Source organism: Streptomyces sp. NPDC020379 (genome assembly GCF_044387105.1).
GTDB lineage: Bacteria > Actinomycetota > Actinomycetes > Streptomycetales > Streptomycetaceae > Streptomyces.
The window spans coordinates 1-26,384 of sequence record NZ_JBIRVR010000038.1 but is presented as its reverse complement, the minus strand read 5'-3'; the positions used below and the strand labels follow the sequence as shown (position 1 = coordinate 26,384).

The following is a 26,384-nucleotide window of genomic DNA, read 5'->3' as shown; positions in this document are numbered from 1 at the left end:
AGCACCGTGGCAACTGGCCGAACTCACCGACCGGCGACCCGAAGCCGAGGGATCCCCGAGGCCACCGTCGCCCGGCTACCGCTGTATCTGCGTGCACTGACCGCGCTCTCCGAGCGCTCGGTGCCCACGGTCTCCTCCGAGGAACTCGCGACCGCGGCGGGCGTCAACTCCGCCAAGCTGCGCAAGGACTTCAGCTACCTCGGCTCGTACGGCACCCGCGGTGTCGGCTACGACGTCGAGTACCTCGTCTACCAGATCTCCCGTGAGCTCGGCCTGACCCAGGACTGGCCGGTCGTCATCGTCGGCATCGGAAACCTCGGTGCCGCGCTCGCCAACTACGGCGGCTTCGCCTCGCGCGGCTTCCGCGTCGCCGCGCTGATCGACGCCGACCCGGCCATGGCCGGCAAGCCGGTGGCCGGGCTGCCCGTGCGGCACACCGACGAGCTCGAATCGATCATCAGTGACAACGGCGTCTCCATCGGCGTCATCGCGACCCCCGCCGGCGCCGCGCAGCAGGTGTGCGACCGGCTCGTCGCCGCCGGGGTCACCTCGATCCTCAACTTCGCGCCCACGGTCCTCTCCGTGCCGGAGGGCGTCGACGTGCGCAAGGTCGACCTGTCGATCGAACTGCAGATCCTGGCCTTCCACGAGCAGCGCAAGGCGGGCGAGGAGAACGCGCCGGCCGCCGTGGCCGCCCGCTCGGGCGCGGCCGTGCGCCCGGCGCCGGAGAGCCGGAAGGGCCCGGACGGGGATGTCCCCGCCGTGATGCCGGCATGAGCCTTCTCGTCGTCGGTCTGAGCCACCGCAGCGCGCCCGTCAGCGTGCTGGAGCGGGCCGCCCTCGCGCGCGAGGAGCGGATGAAGCTCCTGCACGACACCCTCGCGGCGGAGCCCGCCACCGAGGCCGCCGTGCTCGCCACGTGCAACCGCATCGAGCTGTACGCCGACGTGGACAAGTTCCACGCCGGTGTCGCCGAGCTGTCCACGCTGCTCGCCCGCCACACGGGCGTCGGCCTGGACGAGCTGACCCCCTATCTCTATGTGCACTACGAGGACCGGGCCGTCCACCACCTCTTCTCGGTGGCGTGCGGGCTGGACTCGATGGTCGTCGGCGAGGGCCAGATCCTCGGTCAGATCAAGGACGCCCTCGCGCTCGGCCAGGAGCTGCACACCGCCGGGCGGCTGCTCAACGACCTCTTCCAGCAGGCCCTTCGGGTCGGCAAGCGCGCCCACAGCGAGACGGGCATCGACAAGGCCGGGCAGTCCCTGGTCACCTTCGGCCTGGAGCGGCTCGCCGCCGGCGCGGACGTGACCGCCTGGGCGGCCGGCAAGCGCGCCCTGGTCATCGGCGCCGGTTCGATGTCCTCCCTCGCGGCGGCGACGCTCGCCCGCGCGGGCGTCGCGCACGTGGCGATCGCCAACCGCACGGTGGAGCGGGCCGAGCGCCTGGCCGAGATCCTCGCCGAGCCCGGCGGCCCCGGCTGCACGGCCTCGGCCGTGGAGATGGCCGCGGTGCCCGGTGAACTGGCCCTCGCGGACGTCGTGGTGAGCTGCACCGGCGCCATGGGTGTGGTCCTGACCGCCGATGTCGTCCAGGCCGCGCTCGCGGGCCACGAGGACGCGCGCTGCGCCGTCGGTCCCGCCTGCGCGGACGCGACCGGCACCGTGCTCGCCCTCCTCGACCTGGCCATGCCGCGGGACATCGACGCCGCGGTCCACCGCCTCGCGGGCGCCCGGCTGGTCGACATCGAGTCGCTGGCCGAGGCATCCGCCGACGCTCCCATGGCGGCCGACGTCGACCGGGTGCGCACCATCGTCTCCGACGAGGTCGCCGCCTTCGGCGCCGCGCAGCGGGCCGCGCACATCACGCCCACCGTGGTCGCCCTGCGCACCATGGCGGCGGACGTCGTCACGAGCGAGATCGCCCGCCTCGACGGGCGGCTGCCCGACCTCGACGACAAGCAGCGCGCGGAGATCACCCAGACCGTCCGCCGCGTGGTCGACAAGCTGCTCCACGCGCCCACCGTGCGCGTCAAGGAGCTGGCCTCCACCCCCGGCGGCGCCGGATACGCCGACGCGCTGCGGGAACTCTTCGACCTCGATCCGCAGGCGGTCGCCGCCGTGAGCCGGGCCGATTCACGGGCCGGTACGCACAACACTGCACGGGAGCCGGCATGAACGACACCTCTTCGACGGTGGACGAGGTGACCGCGCGGCAGCGACCGCTTCGCCTGGGCACCCGTCGCAGCAAACTCGCCATGGCCCAGTCCGGGCAGGTGGCACAGACCGTACGGCAGCTGACCGGCCGCCCGGTCGAGCTGGTCGAGATCACCACGTACGGCGATGTCTCGCGGGAGTCGCTCGCGCAGATCGGCGGGACGGGCGTCTTCGTCTCCGCGCTGCGCGACGCGCTGGCCGCGAGGGAGATCGACCTCGCCGTGCACTCCCTCAAGGACCTGCCGACGACCCAGCCCGACGACCTGGTGCTGGCGGCGATCCCGGTCCGCGAGGACCCGCGCGACGTGCTGATCGCGCGGGACGGGCTGACCTTGGAGACGCTGCCCGCCGGAGCCCGTATCGGCACCGGCTCGCCGCGCCGCATGGCCCAGCTCAACGCCTTGGCCCGCGCGCACGGCCGGGAGATCGAGACGGTGCCCATCCGCGGCAACATCGACACCCGGATCGCCTTCGTCACCGACGGCGAACTGGATGCCGTGGTGCTGGCCGCGGCCGGGCTCACCCGTCTCGGCCGGGCGTCGGAGATCTCGCAGTACCTGGAGCCCGACGCAGTTCTGCCCGCCCCCGGCCAGGGGGCCCTGGCGATCGAGTGCGCTGCGACCGACGCACCCCTCGCCGCGATGCTCGCCGAGCTCGACGACCCGTACACCCGGGTCGCCGTGACCGCCGAGCGTTCCCTGCTCGCCGCCCTGGAGGCCGGCTGCTCCGCACCCGTGGGTGCGCTGGCCGACCTGTTGGCCGACGGGCAGGTTGTCACCGAAATGCGCCTGCGCGGCGTCGTCGGCTCGACCGACGGCAAGACGCTGGTGCAGCTGTCCACCACCGGTCCCGTGCCGACGTCCAGCGAGGAAGCCGTGGCCCTGGGCCGCGAGCTCGCCGCAGCGATGCTCGACAAGGGTGCGGCCGGTCTTATGGGGGAGCGAGCACTTTGAACCCCACCGCCCCGAACCACCCCGTGCACGGGCACGTCACCTTCCTCGGTGCCGGACCCGGAGACCCGGGACTGCTGACGCTGCGTGCCGTGGAGGCACTGGCGGCCGCGGACGTCCTGATTGCCGATCCGCAGGTGCTCGATGTGGTGCGCACGCATGCGCGCGCCCATGTGGACATGCCTGCCCAGACGGTTACTGACGAGTCATCAAAAACCGTCGGAACGCCCGAAGTACCTGTCCTGAGGGACACCGCCAATCTTGTCATGTCGGCCGCGCGCGGCGGCAAGCGGGTCGTCCGTGCGGTGCTCGGCGACCCCGGCCTCGACGGCAACGCCGGCGACGAGATGCTGGCCTGCGCCACCGAGGGCATCACCTTCGAGGTGGTGCCGGGCGTCGCCACGGCCGTGGGCGTGCCCGCCTACGCCGGGGTGCCGCTGCGCGACGGCAAGGGCGCCGACGTGCGCTTCGTGGACGCCCGTACGGCCTCGGCCACCTGCTGGTCCGAGGTCGGCGCGAGCGAGGTCACCGCGGTCGTCTCCACGACGCTCGACTCGGTCGCGGCCGCCGCCGGTGAGCTGGTCTCCGCCGGGCGCAAGCCCGACACCCCGCTGACCGTCACCGTCGCCGGCACCACCACGCGCCAGCGCACCTGGACCGCCACCCTCGGCTCGATCGCCCAGGTGCTCAAGGCCGCGAAGGTGCTGCCGTCCCCGGACGGCGGCCAGCCGGTGATAGCCGTGGTCGGCGAGCGCGGCGCGGCGGCGCGGCGCGACCAGCTCTCGTGGTTCGAGTCCAAGCCGCTCTTCGGCTGGAACGTGCTCGTGCCGCGCACCAAGGAGCAGGCCGCGTCGCTCTCCGACCAGCTCCGCTCCTACGGCGCCGTGCCCAGCGAGGTCCCGACCATCGCGGTCGAGCCGCCGCGCACCCCGCAGCAGATGGAGCGCGCGGTCAAGGGGCTGGTCACCGGCCGCTACGAGTGGATCGCCTTCACTTCCGTGAACGCCGTCAAGGCGGTCCGCGAGAAGTTCGAGGAGTACGGCCTCGACGCGCGTGCCTTCGCCGGTATCAAGGTCGCGGCCGTCGGCGAGCAGACGGCGAAGTCCCTCGTCGAGTTCGGCGTGAAGCCCGACCTCGTGCCGAGCGGCGAGCAGTCGGCCGCCGGTCTGCTGGAGGACTGGCCGCCCTACGACCCGGTCTTCGACCCGATCGACCGCGTCTTCCTGCCGCGCGCCGACATCGCCACCGAGACCCTGGTGGCGGGCCTGATCGAGCTCGGCTGGGAGGTCGACGACGTCACGGCCTACCGGACCGTGCGCGCCTCGCCGCCGCCGGCCGAGACCCGCGAGGCGATCAAGGGCGGCGGCTTCGACGCCGTGCTCTTCACCTCCTCGTCCACCGTGCGGAACCTCGTCGGCATCGCCGGCAAGCCGCACAACGTCACCGTCATCGCCTGCATCGGCCCGGCCACCGCGAAGACCGCGGAGGAACACGGCCTGCGGGTGGACGTGCTGTCGCCCGAGCCCTCGGTGCACAAGCTCGCCGAGGCGCTCGCGGACTTCGGCGCGGCGCGGCGCGATGCCGCCCTGGAGGCCGGCGACCCGGTCACGCGCCCGAGCGAGCGACGGCCCGGATCGCGTAGAAGGGCACGCAGTTGAGCACGTACGGCACCTTCCCCGGCTCCCGCCCCCGGCGGCTGCGGACCAATCCGGCCATGCGCCGGATGGTCGCGGAGCACCGGCTGCACCCGGCCGACCTGATCCTGCCCGCCTTCGTGCGGGAGGGCGCCGCCGAGCCGGTGCCGATCTCGGCCATGCCGGGCGTCGTCCAGCACACCCGGGACACCCTGCGCCGGGCGGCCGTCGAGGCGCTGGAGGCCGGCGTCTCCGGGATCATGCTCTTCGGCGTGCCCGAGGACGCGAAGAAGGACGCGGCGGGCACCGCCGGGACCGACCCCGAGGGCATCCTCCAGGTCGCCATCCGGGACGTGAAGGCCGAGGTCGGCGACGACCTCGTCATCATGTCCGACCTGTGCCTGGACGAGTACACCGACCACGGCCACTGCGGGGTCCTCGACTCCGAGGGCCGGGTGGACAACGACGCCACGCTGGAGCGCTACGCCGAGATGGCGCAGATCCAGGCCGACGCGGGCGTCCATGTGGTGGGCCCGAGCGGCATGATGGACGGCCAGGTCGGCGTCATCCGCGACGCCCTCGACCAGACCGGCCACGAGGACGTCTCGGTCCTGGCCTACACCGCGAAGTACGCCTCCGCGTTCTACGGCCCCTTCCGCGAGGCCGTCGGCTCCTCGCTCCAGGGCGACCGCAAGACCTATCAGCAGGACCCGGCCAACGCCCGCGAGTCCCTGCGCGAGCTGGAGCTCGACCTCGCCGAGGGCGCGGACATGGTCATGGTCAAGCCGGCCCTGCCCTACCTCGACATCCTCGCCAAGGTCGCGGAGTCGGTGGACGTGCCGGTGGCCGCGTACCAGATCTCCGGCGAGTACGCGATGGTCGAGGCGGCCGCCGCCAACGGCTGGATCGACCGCGACCGGGCCATCCTGGAGACGCTCACCGGCATCAAGCGGGCGGGCGCGAACATGATCCTCACCTACTGGGCGACGGAGGTCGCACGGCAGCTCTGAGCGAGCACGGCTGTACGTACCGATGGCGGCTTCCCCGGCGGGGAGGCCGCCATCGGCGTTCCCGCCCGCTGGCGACCATTCGCCTCAGAGCTCTACGTTGTGCCCATATCGCTCACCCCGGAGGCGTAGATGAGCAACGACCCCGAACTCGCCGACGACTGGGAGTACACCCTCCAGGTCCCCTCCGACCCGATGGCGCCCTGCATCGCGCGGCGCACGCTGCGCACGATCTTCCAGGAGCACGGCTTCGCCGAACTGGCGGACACCGCGGAGCTGTTGACGTCGGAGCTGGTCACCAACTCCTACCGGCACACCGACGGGCCCGCGTCCGTGCGGGTGCGGCGGGAGGGCGAGCGGGTGCGGGTGACCGTCTGGGACACCAACCCCGGGCTCCCCGGGCTGAGCAGGGCCGCGCTGCCGGACGACGAGGCCGAACAGGGGCGCGGGCTGGGGCTGGTGATGAAGTGCGCCGACAGCTGGGGCGGGTTCGCGCTGCGGAACCAGCCGCAGGGGCTCGTCGGCAAGCTGATCTGGTTCGAGCTGGGGGCGGGGCACCAGGCCCCGCCGCCGGCTCCGTGACCTACAGCTGCTCGGGCGTGCGGATGCCCAGCAGGGCCATGCCCTGACGCAGGGTGCGGCCCGTCAGCTCCGCGAGGAACAGCCGGTTCTCGACCGTCGGCGCGTCCTCGGCCTTGAGGACCGGGCACTGGTCGTAGAACGTCGTGAACGCCGACGCCAGCTGGTAGAGATACGCGGCCAGCTTGTGCGGCTCGTACGAACCGGCGACCTCGGCGAGCGTCTCCGCGAACTGGTCCAGGTGCAGCGCCAGCGCGCGCTCCGCCGGGGCCAGCGCCAGCTCCGGGTGGGCCTTGGCGGAGGCCGACTCGCCCGCCTTGCGGAGGATGGAGCGGATACGGGCGTAGGCGTACTGGAGATAGACCGAGGTGTCGCCGTTGAGGGAGACCATCCGGTCGAGGTCGAAGATGTAGTCACGGCCCAGGGACGTGGACAGGTCGGCGTACTTCACGGCGCCGATGCCCACCTGGGTGCCGCGCTCGGCGATCTCCTCGTCGGTCAGGCCGAGCTTCTCGCTCTTCTCCCGGACCACGGCCGTCGCCCGCGCGATCGCCTCGTCCAGCAGGTCGACCAGCCGGACCGTCTCGCCCTCACGCGTCTTGAACGGCTTGCCGTCCTTGCCGAGCACCGTGCCGAAGGGCAGCTGCACGGCCTTGACGCCGTCGGGCAGCCAGCCGGCCCGGCGAGCGGTCTCGAAGACCATCTTGAAGTGCAGGCCCTGCCGGGCGTCCACGACATAGAGCAGGGAGTCGGCGCCCAGCTTGCCCACCCGGTCGCGGATCGCGGAGAGGTCGGTCGCCGCATAGCCGAAACCGCCGTCGGACTTCTGGACGATCAGCGGGGTGGGGTTGCCGTCCGGGCCCTTGACGTCGTCGAAGAACACGCACAGCGCGCCGTTGGACCGGACGGCGACACCGGACTCCTCCAGCATGCGGCAGGTGTCGGCCAGCATGTCGTTGTAGCCGGACTCGCCGACCACGTCCGCGTCCCGGATCTCCATGTCGAGCTTGCCGAAGACCGAGTAGAAGTAGATCTTCGACTCGTCCACGAACCGCTGCCACAGGGCGAGGGTCTGCTCATCGCCCGCCTGGAGGTCCACGACCCGGCGGCGCGCCCGCTCCTTGAACGCCTCGTCGGAGTCGAAGAGCGTGCGGGACGCCTTGTAGAGCCGGTTGAGGTTCGACATGGCCTCCTCACCGGAGGCGGCGTCCTTGTGGTCCAGCTCGTGCGGGTGCTCCAGCAGATACTGGATGAGCATGCCGAACTGGGTGCCCCAGTCGCCGATGTGGTGCCGCGAGATCACCTTCTCGCCCGCGAACTCCAGGATCTTGACGACCGCGTCGCCGATCACCGCGGACCGCAGATGGCCGACGTGCATCTCCTTGGCCACGTTCGGCTGCGCCCAGTCGATGACCGTGGTGCCCGGCTTCTCCTTGAGCGGCACGCCCAGGCGGTCGTCGGCCGCGCGGGCCGCGAGCGTCCCGGTGATCGCCCGGTCGGTGACCGTGATGTTGAGGAAGCCGGGGCCGGAGACCTCGATCTCCTGGATCAGATCACCGGCGGGCAGCCCGGCCACGACCTTGCCGGCCAGCTCGCGGGGGTTGCCCCCCAGCTTCTTGGCGAGCGCCAGCATCCCGTTGGCCTGGAAGTCGGCCCGGTCGCTTCGTCGCAGCAGCGGGTCGGCGGCGCCGGCCTCCGGCAGGGCTGCCGAGAGAGCGTCCGCGATGCGCTGGTGGAGCGAGGAGGCGAGGGAAGGGACCGAGGCCATGGGGTGGGTGCCGTTCCGTTAGAGGGCGTTTTGAATACACCGAGTATCACACGCACCCGTCGCCGCCCGGGTGGTCATTCCGGCCGCCTGTGACCGACCCGGGAGCAACCCCGGAGCCGCCCCGGCCGTCTGGGACAATGGTCATGCCAGGACCGTAAGGAAGGAAGTGCCGTGGCTCAGGCTCAGAGCACCGAGGCCGACTGGGTCTCCCGTTTCGCCGACGAGGTCATTGCCGAAGCGGAGCGCCGTGCCCCCGGCAAACCGATCGTCGTTGCCTCCGGCCTGTCCCCCTCCGGCCCGATCCACCTGGGCAACCTGCGCGAGGTCATGACCCCGCACCTGGTCGCCGACGAGATCCGCCGCCGCGGGCACGAGGTCAGGCACGTGCTGTCCTGGGACGACTACGACCGCTACCGCAAGGTGCCGGCCGGCGTCCCCGGCATCGACGACAGCTGGGCCGAGCACATCGGCAAGCCGCTGACCTCGGTGCCCGCCCCGGCCGGCTCGGCCTGCCCGAACTGGGCCGAGCACTTCAAGGCCGCCATGGTCGCCGCGCTGGCCGAGCTCGGCATCGAGTACGACCCGATCAGCCAGACCGAGCAGTACACCTCCGGTGTCTACCGCGAGCAGATCCTGCACGCGATGAAGCACCGCGGCGACATCGACGCGATCCTCGACCAGTACCGGACGAAGGGCAAGGCGACCGGCAAGCCGAAGAAGCAGCAGCAGAAGCCGGTCGACGAGGCCGAGCTGGAGGCCGCCGAGGGCTCCGGCGCGGCCGCCGAGGACGACGGCAGCGGCTCCGGCGCGGCCTACTTCCCGTACAAGCCCTACTGCGGCGTCTGCGAGCGCGACCTCACCACGGTCACCGCCTACGACGACGAGAGCACCGAGCTGGCCTACACCTGCGTGTGCGGCCACTCCGAAACCGTGCTGCTCAGCGAGTTCAACCGCGGCAAGCTGGTCTGGAAGGTCGACTGGCCGATGCGCTGGGCCTACGAGGGCGTGATCTTCGAGCCCTCCGGCGTCGACCACTCCTCGCCCGGCTCCTCCTTCGTGGTCGGCGGCCAGATCGTCCGCAAGGTCTTCGGCGGCGAGCAGCCGATCGGCCCGATGTACGCCTTCGTCGGCATCAGCGGCATGGCCAAGATGTCCTCCTCCAAGGGCGGCGTCCCCACCCCGGGCGACGCGCTGAAGATCATGGAGGCGCCGCTGCTGCGCTGGCTGTACGCGCGCCGCAAGCCCAACCAGTCCTTCAAGATCGCCTTTGACCAGGAGATCCAGCGGCTCTACGACGAGTGGGACAAGCTGGAGGCCAAGGTCGCCGACGGCAGCGTGCTGCCCGCCGACGCCGCCGCTCACGCCCGGGCCGCCCGCACGGCCTCCGGCGAACTGCCGCGCACCCCGCGCCCGCTGCCGTACCGCACGCTCGCCTCGGTCGTCGACATCACCGCCGGCCACGACGAGCAGACCCTGCGCATCCTCAGCGAGCTCGACCCGGAGAACCCGGTCACCTCGCTGGAGGAGACGCGGCCGCGGCTCGACCGGGCCGAGCACTGGATCAACACCCAGGTCCCGGCCGAGTCCCGCACCATCGTCCGTGAGGAGCCCGACACCGAGCGCCTCGCGTCGCTGGACGAGCAGGCCCGCGAGTCGCTGCGGCTGCTGCTCGCCGGGCTGGACGAGCACTGGTCGCTGGACGGGCTGACCACGCTGGTCTACGGCGTGCCGAAGGTGCAGGCCGGGCTGGCGCCCGATGCCAAGCCGACGCCGGAGCTCAAGGTCGCCCAGCGCTCCTTCTTCGCGCTGCTCTACCACCTGCTGGTCGGCCGTGACACCGGCCCGCGCCTGCCCACGCTGCTCCTCGCCGTGGGCGCGGACCGCGTGCGCAAGCTGCTGGCCGTGTGACACCGCGTACGACGCGATGAAGCCGGGCGGGCCCGAGGGGGCCCGCCCGGCTTCATCGCGTTCCGGCTACTTCTTGTTCGCCGCGGCGATCGAGGCCACGGCCTCCTTCGCCGCGTCCTGCGCGTTCTTCATCAGGTCGCCCGCGTCGGGGTTCTTGGCGCCCTGGAAGCCGGCGCCGGTGTACTTGACGGTGATCACGACATTGGCGGTGCGGGTCACCACGATCGCGTTGCGGTAGTCGTCGTTGTCCTTGCGGTAGTCCGCGGCGACGCTGTTCGCCTCGTCGCCGATGCCGCCGACCTTCTCGGTCTTGGCGTCCTTGGCACCGTCCTCGGTGGCCGCCTTGGTGGTCCGCTGGCCGACGTAGTTCGCGGCGAGCTTCTCGCCCGAGCCGAGCGTGGGGTCCGCCGAGAAGCGCTTGAGCGAGATCGTCAGGCTGCGGTACTGGAGGTCCTTGGCGTCCTCGCCGTTCAGGCCGTTCCAGAAGCAGCTGGCGGAGTCGTTGGGGGCGGTCGCCGGGAGGGCCTCGCCCTCCTTCTTCTTCGCCGACGGCACCAGCTTGTCGATGCTCTTCTCGTCGACGGTCTTGCAGACCTCGGGCAGCTTGCCGAACGTCGCCGCCTTCATCGTGGCCGAGGGACTCGGCGTCGCGGCCTTCGACGGAGAGGCCGTCGACTTCTTCTCGGAGCCGGAGTCGTCCGAGCAGCCGGTGGCGACGAGCATCACCGGTACTGCGGCGCAGGCGAGGATTCGGGCGAGTCGCGGGGCTGTTCGGTGCATGGGTCCTTCACTCGTCGTGTCGGGGGCGGATCGTTGAGGTCCGCCGGCGGGCGGTCCGCCGGCCGGGTGCCCTGCCCGGCACGGTACGCGGCGGGGGAGCGCCGGTGGCCGAGGCGGGGCGATACTCGCCGGGCTAATTGCCGAAGTGCCCCGCGTCCAGCTCCTTGGCCAGGCCGTGCGCCTTGCCCTGGAGGTCTTCGCTGGTGGGAATGTGCTGCCGGTCGGCCGTCCACTGGTCGTAGGCGATGCTCACGAGGACGTTCGCGGACCGGAAGACGATCGCGATGTCCCGGTGCACACCGGCCGCCGCGGTGACCAGCTTGTCGTCGATGAACGCGTCGTCGCCGAGGTCGTCGAGGACGCGGGGCAGGAAGCGGGGGTCGGCGGAGGGGGAGCCCGAGGCGGAGGGGCTCGCGGGGGCGGACGGCGAGCCGGTGGCGGCGCCGCCCTGCGGGTGCGTGCCCGCGCTCGCGGGGGGCGAGGGCGGGGCGGTGGAGGGGGTCGCGGACGCCGACGCCGACGCGTCGGGGATCTTCGCGGCGGATGCCTGGCGGGCGTAGAGCTCCTTCGCCCGGTCGTCGTCGCTGACCCCCGGCTGGTAGGAGACCACGCGCTCGAAATCGATGGACAGGTGCCGGGTGCCCTCCGGGGTCTCCAGCTTCCAGCGGCAGCCGACGCGGCGGTCGGTGTCGTAGGTGACGGCGGCCTGGCCGCGGTAGAGCTTCTGGACCTCGGGGTCGCTCTCGTCCTCGCCGGTCGGCAGCAGGCGGCGCAGGGTGTCCCGGTTCACATAGCCGCAGGGCTCGGGGAGGCTGCGGTACTTGCCGGGCTCCCCGGCCGGGGCCGTCGCGCCGGTGCGGCCGGTCTTGGCGTCGTCGTTCCCGCCGTGGCCGCCGGAGGACCCGCCGCACGCGGCGAGTACCGCGGCGAGCAGTGCCGCAACCAGTGCGGCGGCCGGTGCGTATGCCCTTCGCTGCACTGTCCGTGGCTCCCTTCGCCTGCGGCTTGACCGCCCTCGCCCGCCGCGCTCGCGCTCGTGCTCGCGCGAAAACGGGTTGCCGCCGGAAAGGCGGTGGCTGGAAGGTATGTCTACCGCACGCACCGCCCGGTCTGCCGGTTCCCTGTCGCGAATCGTCAGATTTGTCCGGCTTTTGCGTTATCTTGCTTTTACGGGGTTATGAGGAAAACGATGTCCTACACCGAGGTACCCGGCGTCCGTGTGCCGATCCGCATGTGGGCCGACCCGGCCACGGTCGAGGACGTCGCCATGCAGCAGCTGCGCAATGTCTCGACCCTGCCCTGGATCGAGGGCCTCGCCGTGATGCCGGACGTCCACTTCGGCAAGGGAGCCACGGTCGGCTCGGTGATCGCGATGCGGGGCGCGGTGTGCCCGGCGGCGGTCGGCGTGGACATCGGCTGCGGCATGTCGGCGGTGAAGACCTCACTGACCGCCAACGACCTTCCGGGCGATCTGTCGCGGCTGCGGTCGAAGATCGAGGAAGCCATCCCGGTGGGCTTCGCGATGCACGACGACCCGGTGGACCCGCGCCGGCTCCACGGGCTGCCGACGGCCGGGTGGGACGACTTCTGGGGGCGGTTCGACGGGGTCGCGGAAGCGGTCAAATTCCGTCAGGGCCGGGCTCTGAAGCAGATGGGAACGCTTGGCGGGGGTAATCACTTCTGCGAAGTCTGCATTGATGGCCAGGGGGTTGTGTGGCTGATGCTCCACTCCGGTTCCCGCAACATCGGCAAGGAACTGGCGGAGTACCACATCGGGCAAGCCCGGAAGCTCTCGCACAACCAGAACCTGGTCGACCGGGACCTGGCGGTCTTTCTGGCGGACACCCCGCAGATGGCGGCCTACCGGCACGATCTGTTCTGGGCGCAGGAGTACGCGCGCCACAACCGCGAGATCATGATGGCCCTCTTCCAGGACGTGGTCCGCAAGGAGTTCAAGAAGGCCAAGCCGATGTTCGAGCCGGTCATCTCCTGCCACCACAACTACGTGGCGGAAGAGACCTACGAGGGCGTCGACCTGCTGGTCACCCGCAAGGGCGCGATCCGCGCGGGCGGCGGTGAGTACGGCATCATCCCGGGCTCCATGGGCACCGGCTCGTACATCGTGCGCGGCCTGGGCAACCCGGACTCCTTCCGCTCCGCCTCCCACGGTGCGGGCCGCCGGATGAGCCGCAATGCTGCGAAGAAGCGCTTCTCCGAGCAGGACCTGGCGGAGCAGACGCGGGGCGTCGAGTGCCGCAAGGACCGGGGCGTGGTGGACGAGATCCCGGCCGCCTACAAGCCGATCGAGCAGGTCATGGAGCAGCAGCGGGATCTCGTCGAGGTCGTGGCCAAGCTCAAGCAGATCGTCTGCGTGAAGGGCTGACCGGCTCCGGTTCGCCTGACGGCCCCACCCGAAGCGCTCGGGCGGGGCTGTTCCGCTGGGCCCACGGGGCCACGGCCCGAACGGTCAGTGTTCCGACGTGGCCCCGGGCTCGGGGGCGTCGACGACTCGGGCGCCGGCTCCGGCGAAGCCCGCTTGACGCAGCGGGTGCCGCCACTTCCGGGGCGTGTGGCTGTACCGGCAGGTGTACGAACAGACGCGGGGCGCCTCACACGTCCTGCGGGTACCAGCGCAGCTCGACCGTGTTGCCGTCGGGGTCGGTGACGTAGACGGACTCCGCGTTGCCCCGGGCGCCGAAGTTGGTGACGGGGCCGCGGACGCCCTCGAAGGTGCCCGCGTCGATCACCGTCTGCCAGTCCAGCGGCTCGACGACCAGGCAGATGTGGTCGACGTTGGACTCGCCGCGGGCGCGGTCGACCAGGTCGATGATGGTCGTGGGGGAGACGCGCACCGAGGGGAAGGGCACCTTCCCCGCGCGCCACTCCTCGACGCGGACGGGCTCCAGGGCGAGCGGGCCGCAGTAGAAGGCGAGGGCCCGCTCGACGTCGGAGACATTCAGGACGAGGTGGTCGAAGCCGGTGACGCGCATGCGAGGTTCCTTTTCGTACGGGCCGTCCCCCGTGGCGGCCGCTGCACGAGCAAGGTAACCCCTGATGATCGTCCACGTCATCGGTCCCGGGTCCTGCGTCCCAGGTCCCGGGGCCGCTCAGCCCTCGCGGTGCACCTTGTGGTTGGCCGCCTGGGCGCGGGGGCGTACGACGAGCAGGTCGATGTTCACGTGCGGGGGCCGGGTGACCGCCCAGGTGATGGTGTCCGCGACGTCCTCGGCCGTCAGCGGCTCGGCGACCCCGGCGTAGACCGCGGCGGCCTTCTCCGTGTCGCCGCGGAAGCGGGTGACGGCGAACTCGTCCGTCTTCACCATGCCGGGGGCGATCTCGATGACGCGTACGGGCTGCCCGCACAGCTCCAGGCGCAGCGTCTCGGCGATGACGTGCGCGCCGTGCTTGGCGGCGACGTAGCCGCCGCCGCCCTCGTAGGTGCCGAGCCCGGCGGTCGAGGAGACGATCAGCACCGTGCCGTCCCCGCTCGCCACGAGCCGGGGGAGCAGCGCCTGTGTCAGGTTGAGCACGCCGAGCACGTTCACCTCGTACATCGCGCGCCAGTCCGCGGGGTCGGCGGTCGCGACGGGATCGGTGCCGAGCGCGCCGCCCGCGTTGTTGACCAGGATGTCGACGCTCTCGAAGTCGTCCAGGTATGCCGCGAAGGCCATGACGGCGGCGCGGTCGGTGACGTCGAGCCCGTAGGCGATCGCCTCGTGGCCGGCCTCCGTGAGCTCCGCGGCCAGGGCCTCGACGCGGTCCGCGCGGCGGGCGGTGAGGACGACGCGGTGGCCGGCGGCGGCCAGCCGGCGGGCGGTGGCGGCACCGATGCCGCTGCTCGCGCCGGTGACGACGGCGGTGCGGGTGCTCATGGCGGGCCTCCTGTGGTGCGGCGTGCGGGATTCGCTCGCAGGATATGCGGCCTCGCGTTCGAGCGGCTCCCGGCGGCCGGCTCAGCGGCCGCGCGGTGCGTACATGATGATCGCGACCCCGGCGAGGCAGACCAGCGCGCCGGCCACGTCGTAGCGGTCGGGGCGGTAGCCGTCGGCGACCATGCCCCAGGCCAGCGACCCGGCGACGAAGACCCCGCCGTACGCGGCGAGGATGCGGCCGAACTCGGCGTCCGGCTGGAGCGTGGCGACGAAGCCGTAGGCGCCGAGGGCGAGCACTCCCGCGCCGATCCACGCCCAGCCCCGGTGTTCGCGTACGCCCTGCCAGACGAGCCAGGCGCCGCCGATCTCCAGGAGCGCGGCGAGGAGGAAGAGGGCGATGGAGCGGAGGGTGGGCACGGGGAGCACGTTACGTGCTGACGGAAGCCGGCCGGTGGTTCCGCACCCCCCCTGGCGGGCACCGGCCGGCTCGTCTGCGACCGCGGGGCGACCGGCAGGGCGGGAGGCGTCCGGTGTCCCCGAGGGAGACGGCGACCGGGGGCCGGGGCCGCGGATTCACCGTAGGACGGCGACGGGTGCTCGGGAAGGAGCACGGGCGGTCCGCCGCCCCGGCTGGGTGGACTCTCGGCCATCGGTGGGTACAGAACGGGTACAGACCCTTAGAGAGTTAATCACCGATCGTCGCACTCGAAGGCCGGTTTCGGCTGTCTTCACCCCTTCGAGAGCCCGAGCTGCGCCTTGTCCCTTGTGCGGCGGCGGTGGCCCGTATGTTTCGTAACAGCTGCCCTGGACCCTGGTGGCGACGGTGCGCGAGGTCCTCTTTCTTCCCCGCCGCCGTCTCATGCTGTCCACACAGGGGGAGCACTCGTGACCGGGTGGCAGAGCGCGTCGAGTATCCGTGTGGTGGGCCGGTGGAGTGTGCTGCGGCTGACCGGTGAGCTCGACATCGAGTCGGTGCCGGTGGTCGAGGAACTGCTCGTGCGGCTGCTGACGCTGGAGAAACCCGTGGTCGTGATCGATCTCCGCGAGGTGACGTTCTTCGACTGCGCGCTCCTGGGTGTGTTGTGCAGGACGCGCGCGGGTGTGCTCGCGGCAGGCGGACGTTTCGCGGTGCTGTGCACCCGGCCGTGGGCACTGAAGATCATGCGGCTGGCCGATCTTCTGGAGGCATTCGGGCCGGTCGCCTCGCTGGCGGATCTGGCCGATCTCGACGCCCTCGACAGCAGTCCCGGCAGGGGCTCCCGGGCGTAGGGTGAAGGCGACAGACCGTCCGCTCCGGAGGGCGGGTGGGGAGCCGGCCCGGGAAGCGGGTGGCAGCTGTGGCTACCAGCACGGGCATGGCCCGCGCGCCGCGGGACATGCCCGCACGCTCGGGCCTCGCCCTGATCGGCGGCGAGCCGGTGGAGTGCGCCCGGGTCCCGGGGGTGGACGGGGTCGCGGTCTCCCTCGCCACGGACGGGGCGCTGAGCGAGCTGGTGTGGTCCTCCCCGGGGGCCGGCGAGCGCTTTGAGAACGAGCAGTACACGCGCGGCGAAGCGTCGGGGGCGGCTGCCCCGGGCTCCCGCGCGGTGATCGTCGAGCCGGATCTGGGGCGGGGCCGCTCCGACCGGTGGCCCGCGCCGCTCCCGGCCCTGGCCGGGCCCGGGGTGGACGCCCTCTTCTGCTTCCCCCCGCGGATCGGCGGGGCCTGCCTGGGCGTGCTGACCGCCCAGCGGGCGCGCTGACGGCGGCCGCCATGGACGACGCCTTGATCCTCGCCGCGGCGGTGACCGCGGTGGTGCCGGACGGCGGGCGGCACGCCGCGGCGTTCGCCTCGGCCGGGTCCGCCGCGCAGCCGCACCGGGCCGTCGTCCACCGGGCCGGCGGGGTGATCAGCGTCCAGGCGCGGGTGACCGTGGCCCGGGCCCTGCTGCCGCCGCGCGCCCACGCCTGTCGGCACGAGCTTCCGTCGCTGCGGGTCACGGAGGACGCCGTGGGCCGCCGGCCGCACTTCCGACATACTCATGACGGGCCGGACCCGTCTTTCGAGAAAAGGGGATGATGGCCATGGCTAGCCGGCCACGCATGCTGGAGATCCTGGTCGAGGCCGTCGATTCGCTGATCGAGGATTTTGATCTGATCGACTTTCTCCATCGGCTCGCGGCCCGCTGCGTCGAACTGCTGGACATCGAAGCCGCCGGCGTGATGATCGCGAACGCTTTCGGCGAGCCGCAGGTCATCGCGGCCTCGGACGAACACACCCGGCTGCTGGAGCTGTTCGCCCTCCAGTACGACCAGGGGCCGTGCGTGGAGTGCTGTCGCACCGGCCAGGCGCAGCTGGGCATCGATCTGGAGTCCCCCAGGGCCACGGCGGCTTTCGGCCCCTTCGCCGCCCGCGCCCGCGCGGTGGGTTTCCGTACGACGCACGCCATTCCGATGCGGCTGCGGCACCAGGTCATCGGCGCGCTGAACCTCTTCGACTCCCGCGACACGCGGATCTCCGAGTCCGATGTCCAGCTGGCCCAGGCGCTGGCGGACGTGGCCACGATCGCCATTCTGCAGCAGCGCACGATCGAGCAGGGCAACATCGACAAGTCGCAGCTGCAGGCCGCGCTCCACAGCCGGGTGGTGATCGAGCAGGCCAAGGGTGTGCTGGCCGAGCGCTGGCAGGTGAGTCCGGACGAGGCGTTCGAGAGCCTGCGCAGCTATGCCCGCCCGCGGCAGCTGCGGCTGGCGGATATCGCTCAGCAGGTGGTGCGGGGCACCGTGGACACCGACCTGCTCGCACCGCGCTGACCGGTGGGCGGCGCGGGCGCGTCGCGGACGGCGGGGCGCGCCGGTCCGGTCAGGGCCAGACCAGGCAGTACGGCTGGTGGCCGTTCTCGTGCAGGCGGTGGGAGAAGTCCTGCCACTCGCGGAGCAGCTGATAGACGGTGAACGCGTCCCGCGGGCCGCCGCGGTCGGGGACGGTGGACCAGATGAAGGCGGCGGCGCCCACGGATTCCTCGCCGATGCCGCGCAGCGGGTCGACGACGGTCATGGGGAGCTTGACGACGGCGTAGTCGGGGTGGAGGACGACCAGTTCGAGCGGGGGGACCTTGTGCAGGGGTATGCCCTCGATGCCGGTGAGGACCATGGCGGCCATCGTCTCCGGCTTGATCTTGGTGAACATGCCGCCCATGCCGAGCTCGTCACCGCCGAGCTCCTCGGGGCGCATGGAGATGGGGACGTTGGCCGCGGCGGCGCTGTTGGGCGCCCCGAAGTACTTGTAGGTCACCCCCACCCGGCCACCACTCCTGCTGCTTCCCGCGCCGTCTTCTTCACGACGGCCTCTGTGGCGCCCCCTGCGGGACCTCTGGGCTCGCTCGGGCCCCAGGTCATCGGTGCCCTCGCCCAGTCCGCCACCGCGATGCATATCTCCACCCGACCGCTTTTTTACGCAGCACAGCCCCCGCCGCGCAACCCGATCATCGTCTCAGAGACCTCCCCCGTGAACAGCGTGTGAAACGCCCGAAGACGACTCGGTACAGGGCTCTGAGACCATGGCTAGCGTGAGCTACCCATATGAAGCCCCAGTCTCGCAGACACGAGAGGGCTGACGCCCGGTCGCGAGCGGGTCAAGCCCGCACCGCTGCCAGCCGGGGCGCGCGGCCAGCCGCCGTCCCTTCCTACGTTTCCGCAGGTCAGGATTCCAAGTGCCTTATTCGTATGAAGCCCCCGTCTCGCAAGCGCTGTTCGACCGTGCCGCTGTCGTGACGCCCGGTGGCGTGAATTCCCCGGTGCGCGCCTTCCGCGCCGTGGGCGGTACGCCCCGGTTCATGGTGTCCGGTACGGGTCCGTACCTGACGGACGCCGACGGCCGGGAGTATGTGGACCTCGTGTGTTCGTGGGGGCCGATGATCCTCGGCCACGCGCACCCCGAGGTGGTCGCCGCCGTGCAGGAGGCGGTCGCGCGCGGTACGTCCTTCGGCACGCCCGGCGAGGGCGAGGTGGCGCTCGGCGAGGAGATCGTCTCCCGGATCGAGCCCGTGGAGCAGGTGCGCCTGGTGTCGTCCGGCACCGAGGCGACGATGTCGGCGATCCGGCTCGCGCGCGGCTTCACCGGCCGCGCCAAGGTGATCAAGTTCGCGGGCTGCTACCACGGCCATGTGGACGCGCTGCTGGCCGCGGCGGGCTCGGGGCTGGCGACGTTCGGGCTGCCGGACACGCCCGGGGTGACGGGCGCGCAGGCGGGCGACACGATCGTGCTGCCGTACAACGACCTGGAGGCCGTGCACGCCGCCTTCCACGCGCACCCGGGCGAGATCGCCTGTGTGATCACGGAGGCGTCGCCGGGCAACATGGGCGTGGTCCCGCCGAAGCCGGGCTTCAACGCGGGCCTGAAGGCGGCCTGTGCCAAGAACGGCGCGCTGTTCATCTCGGACGAGGTCATGACCGGCTTCCGTACGAGCAGGGCGGGCTGGTTCGGCGTCGACGGCGTGCGGCCGGACCTGATGACCTTCGGCAAGGTCATGGGCGGCGGCTTCCCGGCGGCGGCCTTCGGCGGCCGCGCGGACGTGATGGGCCACCTGGCCCCGGCGGGCCCGGTCTACCAGGCGGGCACGCTCTCCGGGAACCCGGTCGCCACCGCGGCGGGCCTCGCGCAGCTGCGGCTGCTGGACGACGCGGCGTACGCGAAGGTCGACGCGGTCGCCGCGGAGATCAGCGGCCTGGTGACGGCGGCCCTGACGAAGGAGGGCGTGGCGCACCGGCTCCAGACGGCGTCGAACATGTTCTCCGTGTTCTTCACCGGCCGCGAGGTCACGGACTACGAGCAGGCGAAGGCGCAGGAGTCGTTCCGCTTCAACGCCTTCTTCCACTCGATGCTGGCGCAGGGCGTGTATCTGCCGCCGTCGGCGTTCGAGTCGTGGTTCGTCTCGACGGCCCATGACAGTGCGGCGGTCGAGCGGATCGCGGCGGCGCTGCCGGCCGCGGCGCGGGCGGCAGCCGAGGCGACGGAATGACGGACGGGATGACCAACGCGATGAGCAACGACGCCGGCAAGGCGAAGGACGGCAGTGAGATCACCGTCGTCCATCTGATGCGGCACGGCGAGGTGCACAACCCCGAGGGCGTGCTCTACGGGCGCAAGCCCGGCTATCACCTGTCGGACCTGGGGCTGCGGATGGCCGACCGGGTCGCCGAGCACCTGGCGGGGCGGGACATCACGCATGTGGTCGCCTCCCCGCTGGAGCGCGCGCAGGAGACGGCGCAGCCGATCGCCAAGGCGCACGGTCTGGATCTGGCGACGGACGAGCGGCTGATCGAGGCGGAGAACGTCTTCGAGGGGAAGACCTTCGGGGTCGGCGACGGCGCGCTGAAGAAGCCGGCCAACTGGAAGTACCTGACGAATCCCTTCCGCCCGTCGTGGGGTGAGCCCTATGTCGAGCAGGTCGTGCGGATGATGGGCGCGCTCGGCGCGGCGCGTGACGCGGCCCGCGGCCACGAGGCCGTCTGCGTGAGCCATCAGCTGCCGATCTGGATCGTGCGCAGTTTCGCGGAGCGGCGGCGGCTGTGGCACGACCCGCGTAAACGGCAGTGCACTTTGGCGAGCCTGACGACGTTCACCTTCAGGGGGGACAAAATCGTGTCGGTCGGCTACAGCGAGCCGGCCCGGGATCTGGTCCCGGCGCATCTGCTCGCGGGCGCGAAACCGGTAAAGGGCGGGGCCAAGGCATTCGGCGCCTGAGCGTAATGCCGTGCGGAGAACTCCGCGACCGCCCGGCTAAAACCGGGTAAAGCGCTGCAAAGACCGGCGAAAATGCGCAACCGCCGTACTCGACGCGCCGTCCCACGCAATGTCGTTTTATATGGACGACAAGGTGTATGGAGGCGTGGCGAGTACGGACGGAGACGACATGCGCGAGATCAGCCGACGAGGTCTCCTCGGCATGGGAGTGGGGGCGGGAGCGGCCGCCGCGCTGACCGGCGTCGCCGGCTGCTCCTCCTCCGCCGGCTCCGAGAAACACGACCCCTCGGCCAAGGCGAGCGAGCGGGCCAAGGCGAGCCCGATCGGTGACGGCTCCACCGCCGACGCCGGGCCGCAGCCCAACCAGCCGCCCAAGCCGGAGCGGCTGGAGCCGGGGCAGAAGCCCCCGCAGTTCGTGATCTTCTCCTGGGACGGCGCGGGCGAGGTCGGCAACGGCCTCTTCCCGCGCTTCCGGAAGCTCGCCAAGGACCACGGCGCGTACATGACCTTCTTCCTCTCCGGGCTCTACTGCCTCCCCGAGGCGAAGAAGGACCTGTACAAGCCGCCGAACAACCCGGTGGGCGCCTCCGACATCGGCTATCTGACCGACGAGCACATCCAGGCGACCCTGGAGAACATCCGCCAGGCGTGGCTCGACGGCCACGAGATCGGCACCCACTTCAACGGGCACTTCTGCTCCGGCTCCGGCTCCGTCGCCCAGTGGACCGCGGAGGACTGGGAGTCGGAGATCGAGCAGGCCGTCTCCTTCGTCACCAAGTGGCGGACCAACACCGGCTTCAAGGACCTCGAACCGCTGCCCTTCGACTACCGCAAGGAACTCTGCGGCAGCCGCACGCCGTGTCTGCTGGGCCAGGACAATCTCCTGCCGACAGCGAAGAAACTCGGCTGGCGCTACGACGCGAGTTCCCCGGGCGGCACTCAGGTGTGGCCCTGCAAAAGACACGGCCTGTGGGATCTGCCGTTGCAGCAGATGCCCTTTCCCGGCCATTCGTTCGAAGTCCTTTCGATGGACTACAACATCCTCGCCAACCAGTCGAAGAACACCACCAAGGGCCCGCCCGAACACTACGACCACTGGCGCCGCCAGGCCACGGAGTCGTATATCGCCGGCTTCGACCGCGCGTACGAGACGAATCGCGCGCCGTTCTATGTCGGCAACCATTTCGAACAGTGGAACGGCGGCATCTATATGGACGCCGTCGAAGAGGCGCTGAAATACATCGCCGACGAGAAGCGCAAGGACGTCCGGCTGCTCTCCTTCCGGCAGTTCGTCGACTGGCTCGACGTCCAGGACCCGGCCGTCCTGGAGAAGCTGCGCCGGCTCGACGTCGGCGAGAAGTGGAGCGCCAGGAGCGCCTGACGGGCCGCCGGCGGGCCCCCGACGAGCCGCGGCAGGGGGCCCGTCACCCGTGCGCCGACTCGTTGGAGGGGCCCTTGAGGGGGGTGCGGAAGATCCCTAAACGGACCATGCGAAACTTTTCACATGAGTGCCTGCCGCGCCCTTCGACGCATCGAATCCCGCCGTCGCACCACCCTGCTGGCCGCCTGCACCGCCCTCGCGGCCCTGACCCTGACCGCCTGTGGCTCCGGTGACAACCCGAAGAGCGGCGGCCAGACCCAGTTCGTGCAGGGCGCCGGCGGTGTCAGCGTCGTCAACGACAAGGGCGCCCGCCAGAGCGCGCCGGACCTCTCCGGCAAGACGCTGGAGGGCAAGGAGCTCGACGTCGCGAAGGACTACAAGGGCAAGGTCGTCGTCCTCAACGTCTGGGGCTCCTGGTGCTCCCCCTGCCGCGGCGAGGCCAAGAACCTCGTCACGGTCGCCAACGACTACAAGGACAAGGGCGTCCAGTTCGTGGGCATCAACACCCGCGACACCGACCCCGCCCCGGCGCTCCGCTTCGAGAAGGAATTCGAGGTCCCGTACCCGAGCCTCTACGACTCCGGCGGCCAGCTGCTGCTGCGCTTCCCCAAGGGCAGCCTCAGCCCCCAGTCGATCCCCTCGACCGTCTTCATCGACCGCGACGGCAAGATCGCCGCACGGGCGATCAAGGCGCTGACCGAGGACGAGCTGCGCAAGACGCTCGACCCACTCGTCGCGGAGAAGTGACCCGGTGACCGCCGTCACCACCCTCGCCGCCGCCGGGGACATGAACCAGACCGTCCTCAGCGGCGCGCTGCTGCTCGCCCTGCCCGTCGCCGTGCTCGGCGGGCTGGTCTCCTTCTTCTCCCCCTGCGTGCTGCCGCTCGTGCCCGGCTATCTCTCCTACGTCACCGGCGTCAGCGGCTCCGACATCGCCGAGGCCAAGCGCGGCCGGATGCTCGCCGGCTCGCTGCTCTTCGTGCTCGGCTTCAGCGCGGTCTTCGTCTCCGGCGGCGCCTTCTTCGGCAACATCGGCGCGGACCTCCAGGCCCACCAGAAGACGATCTCCAAGATCCTCGGCGTCCTCACCATCGTGATGGGCCTCGCCTTCATGGGCCTCCTCTCCCGCTGGGGCCAGCGGGAGTTCCGCTTCCACCGGAAGCCGGTGATGGGGCTGGCCGGGGCGCCGCTGCTGGGCGCGATGTTCGGCGTCGGCTGGACGCCGTGCATCGGCCCCACGCTCGCCTCCGTCCAGCTGCTGGCCTTCAACCAGGGCAGCGCCGGACGGGGCGCGCTGCTCATGTTCGCGTACTGCCTCGGCCTCGGTCTGCCGTTCATACTGGCCGCCCTCGCCTTCCGGCGCGCCCTCGGCGCGTTCGGCTGGGTCAAGCGGCACTACGCCTGGGTCATGAGGATCGGCGGCGCCATGCTCATCGCGGTCGGCGTGCTGCTGCTCACCGGCGCCTGGGACCAGCTGATCGCCGACATGCGACAGTGGTCCGACTCCTTCGTTCCCGAGGTCTGACACATGGCTGAGACAACCCCCCCCACCACCGAGGACAAGGACATCGGCGCGGCCGGTTCCCAGCTGTCCACAACGCCCGTCGAGGAAGGCCAGGCGGTGCCCGGCTCCTTCGGCGGCGTGCGCCGCCCCGGCGCCCTGGGGTGGCTGGCCTGGTCGGGGCGGGAGGCCGTCGGCTGGGTGCGCTGGTTCTGGCGCCAGCTGACCTCGATGCGGATCGCGCTGATCCTGCTTTTCCTGCTCTCGCTCGGCACCATCCCCGGCTCGCTCATCCCGCAGACGAGCGTCGACGCGGTGAAGGCCGAGAACTGGAAGAAGTCGCACGAGACGCTGGCGTCCGTCTACGACAAGCTCGGGCTCTTCCACGTCTACACCTCGGTGTGGTTCTCCGCGATCTACATCCTGCTGTTCACCTCCCTGATCGGCTGCATCGTCCCGCGCACCTGGCAGTTCATCGGCCAGCTCCGCGGCCGCCCGCCGGGCGCGCCGCGCCGCCTGAACCGGCTGCCGGTGCACACGACCTGGCAGACGGACGCCGAGCCCGAGCAGGTGCTCGCCGCGGCCGGGAAGCTGCTCAAGCGGCGGCGGTTCCGCACGGAGGCCGCCGGCGACGCCGTGGCCGCCGAGAAGGGCTATCTCCGCGAGGCCGGCAACCTCGTCTTCCACATCGCGCTGATCGTGCTGCTCCTGGCCTTCGCCTCGGGGCAGCTGTGGAAGTCCGAGGGCCAGAAGCTGATGGTCGAGGGCGACAAGTTCTCCAACACCCTCACGCAGTACGACGACTTCAAGTCGGGCTCCCTGTTCTCCTCCGACGACCTCAGCCCCTTCGGCTTCACGATGGACAGCTTCGAGGGCACGTACGAGCGCACCGGCCCCCAGCGCGGCACGCCGCGGACGTACGAGGCCAGGGTCACGTACTGGGACGGCGCGGACGGCGCTCCCAAGAAGAAGACGATCAAGGTGAACGAGCCGCTGGAGACGGCGGACTCGAAGGTCTATCTGATCGGCCACGGCTACGCCCCGGTCGTCACGGTCAAGGACGGCAAGGGTGAGGTCGCCTACCGCGGCGCGGTGGCCTCGCTGCCGCTGGACAGCAACATCACGGAGTCCACGGTCATCAAGGTGCCGGACTACCGCGACAAGGACGGCAACAAGGACGAGCTCGGCTTCAAGGGCAACTTCGTGCCCACCCTGCCGCTGGACCTGGCGAAAAGCGGCATGGCCTCGCAGTTCCCCGCCCTGGACAACCCGCGGCTGGTCCTCACCGCGTACCACGGCAGCCTCGGCATCAACTCCGGCCTGCCGCAGAGCGTCTACCAGCTCGACGTGTCCAAGATGACGCAGTTCAAGGACAAGAGCGGCAACCCCTACGCGCAGGTCCTGAAGGTCGGCGACACCATGACGCTCCCCGACGGCGCGGGCACCCTGAAGTTCGAGGGCATCAAGCCCTGGGCCACCTTCCAGGTCTCCCAGCAGCCCGGCAACAGCATGGCGCTCACCGGCGCGGTCGCCGCCCTCGTCGGCGTGGCCGGGTCGCTGTTCATCCAGCGCCGCCGCGTGTGGGTGCGGGCCGTGCGCGGTGCCGACGGGCGGACCGTCGTAGAGATGGCGGGCCTCGGCCGCAGCGAGTCCGCGAAGCTGCCCGAGGAGATCTCCGACCTCGCCGTCGCCCTGATGCCCGACGCCCCGCCCGTGGCGCCGGAAGAACCCACCGAGCCCACAGATTCCGCTGAACCCTCCTCCGAAGGAGCGCGCGCGTGATGTCGATCGCTGCCGCAGCCAACGAGAACTTGGCGCACATCAGCAATGTGCTGATCTATTCGGCCATGGCCGTCTACACCCTGGCCTTCCTCGCGCACATCGCGGAGTGGGTGTTCGGCAGCCGCAGCGCGGTCGGCCGGACCGCCGCCGCGATCACGGTGGAGGCCGAGGCGGCCGCGTCCGCCTCGGCCGGCAAGGCGGCCCAGGGCGGCGGCACCGCCGTGCTGGAGCGCCCCAAGGTCGTCACCCGCTCCGCCGTCGGCAGCCGGGACGTCCCCGACGGCCCCGGCGCGGCCGGCACCAGCGAGAAGGGCGATGTCTACGGCCGTGTCGCCATCTCCCTGACCGTCCTCGCCTTCCTGCTGCACGCGGGCGCGGTGGGCGCCCGTGCGGCGTCGGTGCAGCGGGCGCCGTGGGGCAACATGTACGAGTTCTCGACGACCTTCGGCATGACCGTCGTCGGGGTCTACCTCGTCCTGCTGATCCTCAAGAAGAACGTGCGCTGGCTCGGCCTCCCGCTGACCACCACGATCCTGCTCGACCTGGGCCTCGCCCTGTCGGTGCTCTACACCGACAGCGACCAGCTGGTGCCCGCCCTGCACTCGTACTGGCTGTACATCCACGTCTCCTGCGCGATCATCTCCGGCGCGGCCCTGTGGGTCGGCGCGTGCTCGACGCTGATGTACCTCGTCCGGGACGGCTACGAGGCGCGCCTGGTGGCGGGCCGGACGGGCCCGGGTCTGGACCGCTACCTCGCCGAGCTGCCGCGGGACCGCACGTGGGCCCGCTTCAAGGCCAAGGTGGCCAAGGGCACGGACAACCCCGTCTCCCGGCTGCCCGCCGCCGCCACGCTCGACAAGTTCGCGTACCGCGTCAACGCGACCGTCTTCCCGCTGTGGACCTTCACCATCGTCGCGGGCGCCATCTGGGCCGAGGCGGCGTGGGGCCGCTACTGGGGCTGGGACCCCAAGGAGGTCTGGTCCTTCATCACCTGGGTCAGCTACGCGTGCTACCTCCACGCCCGCGCCACCGCCGGCTGGAAGGGCCGCAAGGCGGCCTACATCGCGCTGTTCGCGTTCGCCACGTACATCTTCAACTACTACGGCGTGAACATCTTCGTCACCGGCAAGCACTCCTACGCCGGCGTCTGACCGCTTCGCACGCGACGGCCCGCCCCCTTCCGGAGGGACGCTGTTGGTTAATCCGGGCCGTGCTGCTTCGCCCCGCCGACCTGTTCGGCGGGGCGAAGTGCTGCGAAGTGGCTGGTGCGGGTGCGGGCTC

26 protein-coding genes are annotated in these 26,384 nt (G+C 71.1%); 19 read left to right on the top strand and 7 right to left on the bottom strand.

Annotation, left to right across the window (positions count from 1 at the left end; translation table 11 throughout):
* The first annotated feature begins 6 nt into the window (after window positions 1-6).
* From ACH427_RS31330 to ACH427_RS31305, 6 genes are all read left to right on the top strand, one after another.
* Window positions 7-777 carry a redox-sensing transcriptional repressor Rex gene (locus ACH427_RS31330; protein ID WP_398875044.1) on the top strand — a complete coding sequence of 257 codons (771 nt, stop codon included), beginning with the start codon at window positions 7-9 and terminating at the stop codon, window positions 775-777.
* Window positions 774-2,177: a glutamyl-tRNA reductase gene (locus ACH427_RS31325; RefSeq protein WP_398875042.1), complete on the top strand. Its 1,404-nt coding sequence runs from the start codon at window positions 774-776 to the stop codon at window positions 2,175-2,177. Before ACH427_RS31330 ends, ACH427_RS31325 begins: the two co-directional genes overlap by 4 nt.
* A complete protein-coding gene (gene hemC, locus ACH427_RS31320; RefSeq protein ID WP_398875040.1) occupies window positions 2,174-3,169 on the top strand; it encodes a hydroxymethylbilane synthase in 996 nt (331 codons plus the stop codon). The genes ACH427_RS31325 and hemC overlap by 4 nt, the downstream gene beginning before the upstream one ends.
* A complete protein-coding gene (locus ACH427_RS31315) occupies window positions 3,166-4,824 on the top strand; it encodes a uroporphyrinogen-III synthase (RefSeq protein WP_398875038.1) in 1,659 nt (552 codons plus the stop codon). The genes hemC and ACH427_RS31315 overlap by 4 nt, the downstream gene beginning before the upstream one ends.
* Complete coding sequence (gene hemB / locus ACH427_RS31310) at window positions 4,821-5,810, top strand: porphobilinogen synthase (RefSeq protein WP_398875036.1); 990 nt, start codon at window positions 4,821-4,823, stop codon at window positions 5,808-5,810. Before ACH427_RS31315 ends, hemB begins: the two co-directional genes overlap by 4 nt.
* A 129-nt stretch (window positions 5,811-5,939) precedes the next feature.
* A complete protein-coding gene (locus tag ACH427_RS31305) occupies window positions 5,940-6,389 on the top strand; it encodes an ATP-binding protein (RefSeq protein ID WP_398875035.1) in 450 nt (149 codons plus the stop codon).
* Window position 6,390: 1 nt separating this feature from the next.
* Here the strand turns inward: ACH427_RS31305 and argS are convergent, their stop codons facing one another.
* Window positions 6,391-8,154 carry an arginine--tRNA ligase gene (argS, locus tag ACH427_RS31300; protein ID WP_398875033.1) on the bottom strand — a complete coding sequence of 588 codons (1,764 nt, stop codon included), beginning with the start codon at window positions 8,152-8,154 and terminating at the stop codon, window positions 6,391-6,393.
* Between the two features lie 171 nt (window positions 8,155-8,325).
* On the opposite strand from argS, the gene lysS reads away from it, so the two are divergent.
* Window positions 8,326-10,062 (top strand): lysine--tRNA ligase, encoded by a 1,737-nt coding sequence (gene lysS / locus ACH427_RS31295; protein WP_398875031.1) that lies wholly within the window; start codon window positions 8,326-8,328, stop codon window positions 10,060-10,062.
* A gap of 66 nt (window positions 10,063-10,128) precedes the next feature.
* Here the strand turns inward: lysS and ACH427_RS31290 are convergent, their stop codons facing one another.
* Entirely contained in the window at window positions 10,129-10,842 is a 714-nt protein-coding gene (locus ACH427_RS31290) for a hypothetical protein (RefSeq protein ID WP_398875028.1), read from the bottom strand.
* A gap of 133 nt (window positions 10,843-10,975) precedes the next feature.
* A complete protein-coding gene (locus tag ACH427_RS31285) occupies window positions 10,976-11,821 on the bottom strand; it encodes a hypothetical protein (RefSeq protein WP_398875026.1) in 846 nt (281 codons plus the stop codon).
* A gap of 210 nt (window positions 11,822-12,031) precedes the next feature.
* Between ACH427_RS31285 and ACH427_RS31280 the strand changes: the two genes are divergently transcribed.
* The gene (locus ACH427_RS31280) at window positions 12,032-13,225 is read left to right on the top strand and encodes an RtcB family protein (protein WP_398875024.1); all 1,194 of its coding nucleotides are present in this window, start codon (window positions 12,032-12,034) and stop codon (window positions 13,223-13,225) included.
* A gap of 226 nt (window positions 13,226-13,451) precedes the next feature.
* On the opposite strand, the gene ACH427_RS31275 is transcribed toward ACH427_RS31280, so the two are convergent.
* The 3 genes from ACH427_RS31275 to ACH427_RS31265 all read right to left on the bottom strand — a co-directional run bounded on the left by ACH427_RS31275 (window position 13,452) and on the right by ACH427_RS31265 (window position 15,131).
* A complete protein-coding gene (locus ACH427_RS31275; RefSeq protein WP_398875022.1) occupies window positions 13,452-13,832 on the bottom strand; it encodes a VOC family protein in 381 nt (126 codons plus the stop codon).
* Between the two features lie 117 nt (window positions 13,833-13,949).
* Entirely contained in the window at window positions 13,950-14,714 is a 765-nt protein-coding gene (locus ACH427_RS31270) for an SDR family NAD(P)-dependent oxidoreductase (RefSeq protein ID WP_398875019.1), read from the bottom strand.
* 81 nt (window positions 14,715-14,795) lie between these two features.
* Window positions 14,796-15,131 carry a YnfA family protein gene (locus tag ACH427_RS31265; RefSeq protein WP_398875017.1) on the bottom strand — a complete coding sequence of 112 codons (336 nt, stop codon included), beginning with the start codon at window positions 15,129-15,131 and terminating at the stop codon, window positions 14,796-14,798.
* Window positions 15,132-15,599: 468 nt separating this feature from the next.
* On the opposite strand from ACH427_RS31265, the gene ACH427_RS31260 reads away from it, so the two are divergent.
* From ACH427_RS31260 to ACH427_RS31245, 4 genes are all read left to right on the top strand, one after another.
* A complete protein-coding gene (locus ACH427_RS31260; RefSeq protein WP_398875015.1) occupies window positions 15,600-15,983 on the top strand; it encodes an STAS domain-containing protein in 384 nt (127 codons plus the stop codon).
* Between the two features lie 68 nt (window positions 15,984-16,051).
* Window positions 16,052-16,456 carry a hypothetical protein gene (locus ACH427_RS31255; protein WP_398875014.1) on the top strand — a complete coding sequence of 135 codons (405 nt, stop codon included), beginning with the start codon at window positions 16,052-16,054 and terminating at the stop codon, window positions 16,454-16,456.
* 11 nt (window positions 16,457-16,467) lie between these two features.
* Window positions 16,468-16,773 carry a hypothetical protein gene (locus tag ACH427_RS31250; RefSeq protein WP_398875012.1) on the top strand — a complete coding sequence of 102 codons (306 nt, stop codon included), beginning with the start codon at window positions 16,468-16,470 and terminating at the stop codon, window positions 16,771-16,773.
* Window positions 16,774-16,778: 5 nt separating this feature from the next.
* Entirely contained in the window at window positions 16,779-17,507 is a 729-nt protein-coding gene (locus tag ACH427_RS31245; RefSeq protein ID WP_398875010.1) for an ANTAR domain-containing protein, read from the top strand.
* A gap of 49 nt (window positions 17,508-17,556) precedes the next feature.
* On the opposite strand, the gene ACH427_RS31240 is transcribed toward ACH427_RS31245, so the two are convergent.
* Window positions 17,557-18,126 (bottom strand): hypothetical protein, encoded by a 570-nt coding sequence (locus tag ACH427_RS31240; protein ID WP_366006185.1) that lies wholly within the window; start codon window positions 18,124-18,126, stop codon window positions 17,557-17,559.
* A 280-nt stretch (window positions 18,127-18,406) separates the two neighbouring features.
* Here ACH427_RS31240 and hemL point away from each other — a divergent pair, with 280 nt between their 5' ends.
* The 7 genes from hemL to ccsB all read left to right on the top strand — a co-directional run bounded on the left by hemL (window position 18,407) and on the right by ccsB (window position 26,254).
* Window positions 18,407-19,714 (top strand): glutamate-1-semialdehyde 2,1-aminomutase, encoded by a 1,308-nt coding sequence (gene hemL, locus ACH427_RS31235; RefSeq protein ID WP_398875007.1) that lies wholly within the window; start codon window positions 18,407-18,409, stop codon window positions 19,712-19,714.
* 20 nt (window positions 19,715-19,734) lie between these two features.
* Entirely contained in the window at window positions 19,735-20,439 is a 705-nt protein-coding gene (locus ACH427_RS31230; RefSeq protein ID WP_398875067.1) for a histidine phosphatase family protein, read from the top strand.
* Between the two features lie 169 nt (window positions 20,440-20,608).
* Window positions 20,609-21,820, top strand: coding sequence for a hypothetical protein (locus ACH427_RS31225; protein ID WP_398875065.1), 1,212 nt, complete (start codon window positions 20,609-20,611; stop codon window positions 21,818-21,820).
* Window positions 21,821-21,943: 123 nt separating this feature from the next.
* Entirely contained in the window at window positions 21,944-22,567 is a 624-nt protein-coding gene (locus tag ACH427_RS31220) for a TlpA family protein disulfide reductase (protein WP_398875005.1), read from the top strand.
* 4 nt (window positions 22,568-22,571) lie between these two features.
* On the top strand, window positions 22,572-23,345 hold the full coding sequence (locus ACH427_RS31215; RefSeq protein WP_398875003.1) for a cytochrome c biogenesis CcdA family protein: 774 nt from the start codon (window positions 22,572-22,574) through the stop codon (window positions 23,343-23,345).
* Between the two features lie 3 nt (window positions 23,346-23,348).
* Window positions 23,349-25,103: a cytochrome c biogenesis protein ResB gene (locus ACH427_RS31210; RefSeq protein WP_398875001.1), complete on the top strand. Its 1,755-nt coding sequence runs from the start codon at window positions 23,349-23,351 to the stop codon at window positions 25,101-25,103.
* A complete protein-coding gene (ccsB, locus tag ACH427_RS31205) occupies window positions 25,103-26,254 on the top strand; it encodes a c-type cytochrome biogenesis protein CcsB (protein ID WP_398875000.1) in 1,152 nt (383 codons plus the stop codon). The genes ACH427_RS31210 and ccsB overlap by 1 nt, the downstream gene beginning before the upstream one ends.
* The last annotated feature ends 130 nt before the right edge of the window (window positions 26,255-26,384 follow it).

Excerpts from the sequence above, each read along its gene's own strand:
- ACH427_RS31325 (WP_398875042.1), top strand. The coding sequence starts at position 774 with ATGAGCCTTCTCGTCGTCGGTCTGAGCCACCGCAGCGCGCCCGTCAGC.
- hemC (WP_398875040.1), top strand. The coding sequence starts at position 2,174 with ATGAACGACACCTCTTCGACGGTGGACGAGGTGACCGCGCGGCAGCGA.
- ACH427_RS31305 (WP_398875035.1), top strand. The coding sequence starts at position 5,940 with ATGAGCAACGACCCCGAACTCGCCGACGACTGGGAGTACACCCTCCAG.
- argS (WP_398875033.1), bottom strand. The coding sequence starts at position 8,154 with ATGGCCTCGGTCCCTTCCCTCGCCTCCTCGCTCCACCAGCGCATCGCG.
- ACH427_RS31290 (WP_398875028.1), bottom strand. The coding sequence starts at position 10,842 with ATGCACCGAACAGCCCCGCGACTCGCCCGAATCCTCGCCTGCGCCGCA.
- ACH427_RS31280 (WP_398875024.1), top strand. The coding sequence starts at position 12,032 with ATGTCCTACACCGAGGTACCCGGCGTCCGTGTGCCGATCCGCATGTGG.
- ACH427_RS31275 (WP_398875022.1), bottom strand. The coding sequence starts at position 13,832 with ATGCGCGTCACCGGCTTCGACCACCTCGTCCTGAATGTCTCCGACGTC.
- ACH427_RS31270 (WP_398875019.1), bottom strand. The coding sequence starts at position 14,714 with ATGAGCACCCGCACCGCCGTCGTCACCGGCGCGAGCAGCGGCATCGGT.
- ACH427_RS31250 (WP_398875012.1), top strand. The coding sequence starts at position 16,468 with ATGGACGACGCCTTGATCCTCGCCGCGGCGGTGACCGCGGTGGTGCCG.
- ACH427_RS31245 (WP_398875010.1), top strand. The coding sequence starts at position 16,779 with ATGGCTAGCCGGCCACGCATGCTGGAGATCCTGGTCGAGGCCGTCGAT.
- ACH427_RS31240 (WP_366006185.1), bottom strand. The coding sequence starts at position 18,126 with ATGCATCGCGGTGGCGGACTGGGCGAGGGCACCGATGACCTGGGGCCC.
- ACH427_RS31230 (WP_398875067.1), top strand. The coding sequence starts at position 19,735 with ATGAGCAACGACGCCGGCAAGGCGAAGGACGGCAGTGAGATCACCGTC.
- ACH427_RS31225 (WP_398875065.1), top strand. The coding sequence starts at position 20,609 with ATGCGCGAGATCAGCCGACGAGGTCTCCTCGGCATGGGAGTGGGGGCG.
- ACH427_RS31220 (WP_398875005.1), top strand. The coding sequence starts at position 21,944 with ATGAGTGCCTGCCGCGCCCTTCGACGCATCGAATCCCGCCGTCGCACC.
- ACH427_RS31210 (WP_398875001.1), top strand. The coding sequence starts at position 23,349 with ATGGCTGAGACAACCCCCCCCACCACCGAGGACAAGGACATCGGCGCG.
- ccsB (WP_398875000.1), top strand. The coding sequence starts at position 25,103 with ATGTCGATCGCTGCCGCAGCCAACGAGAACTTGGCGCACATCAGCAAT.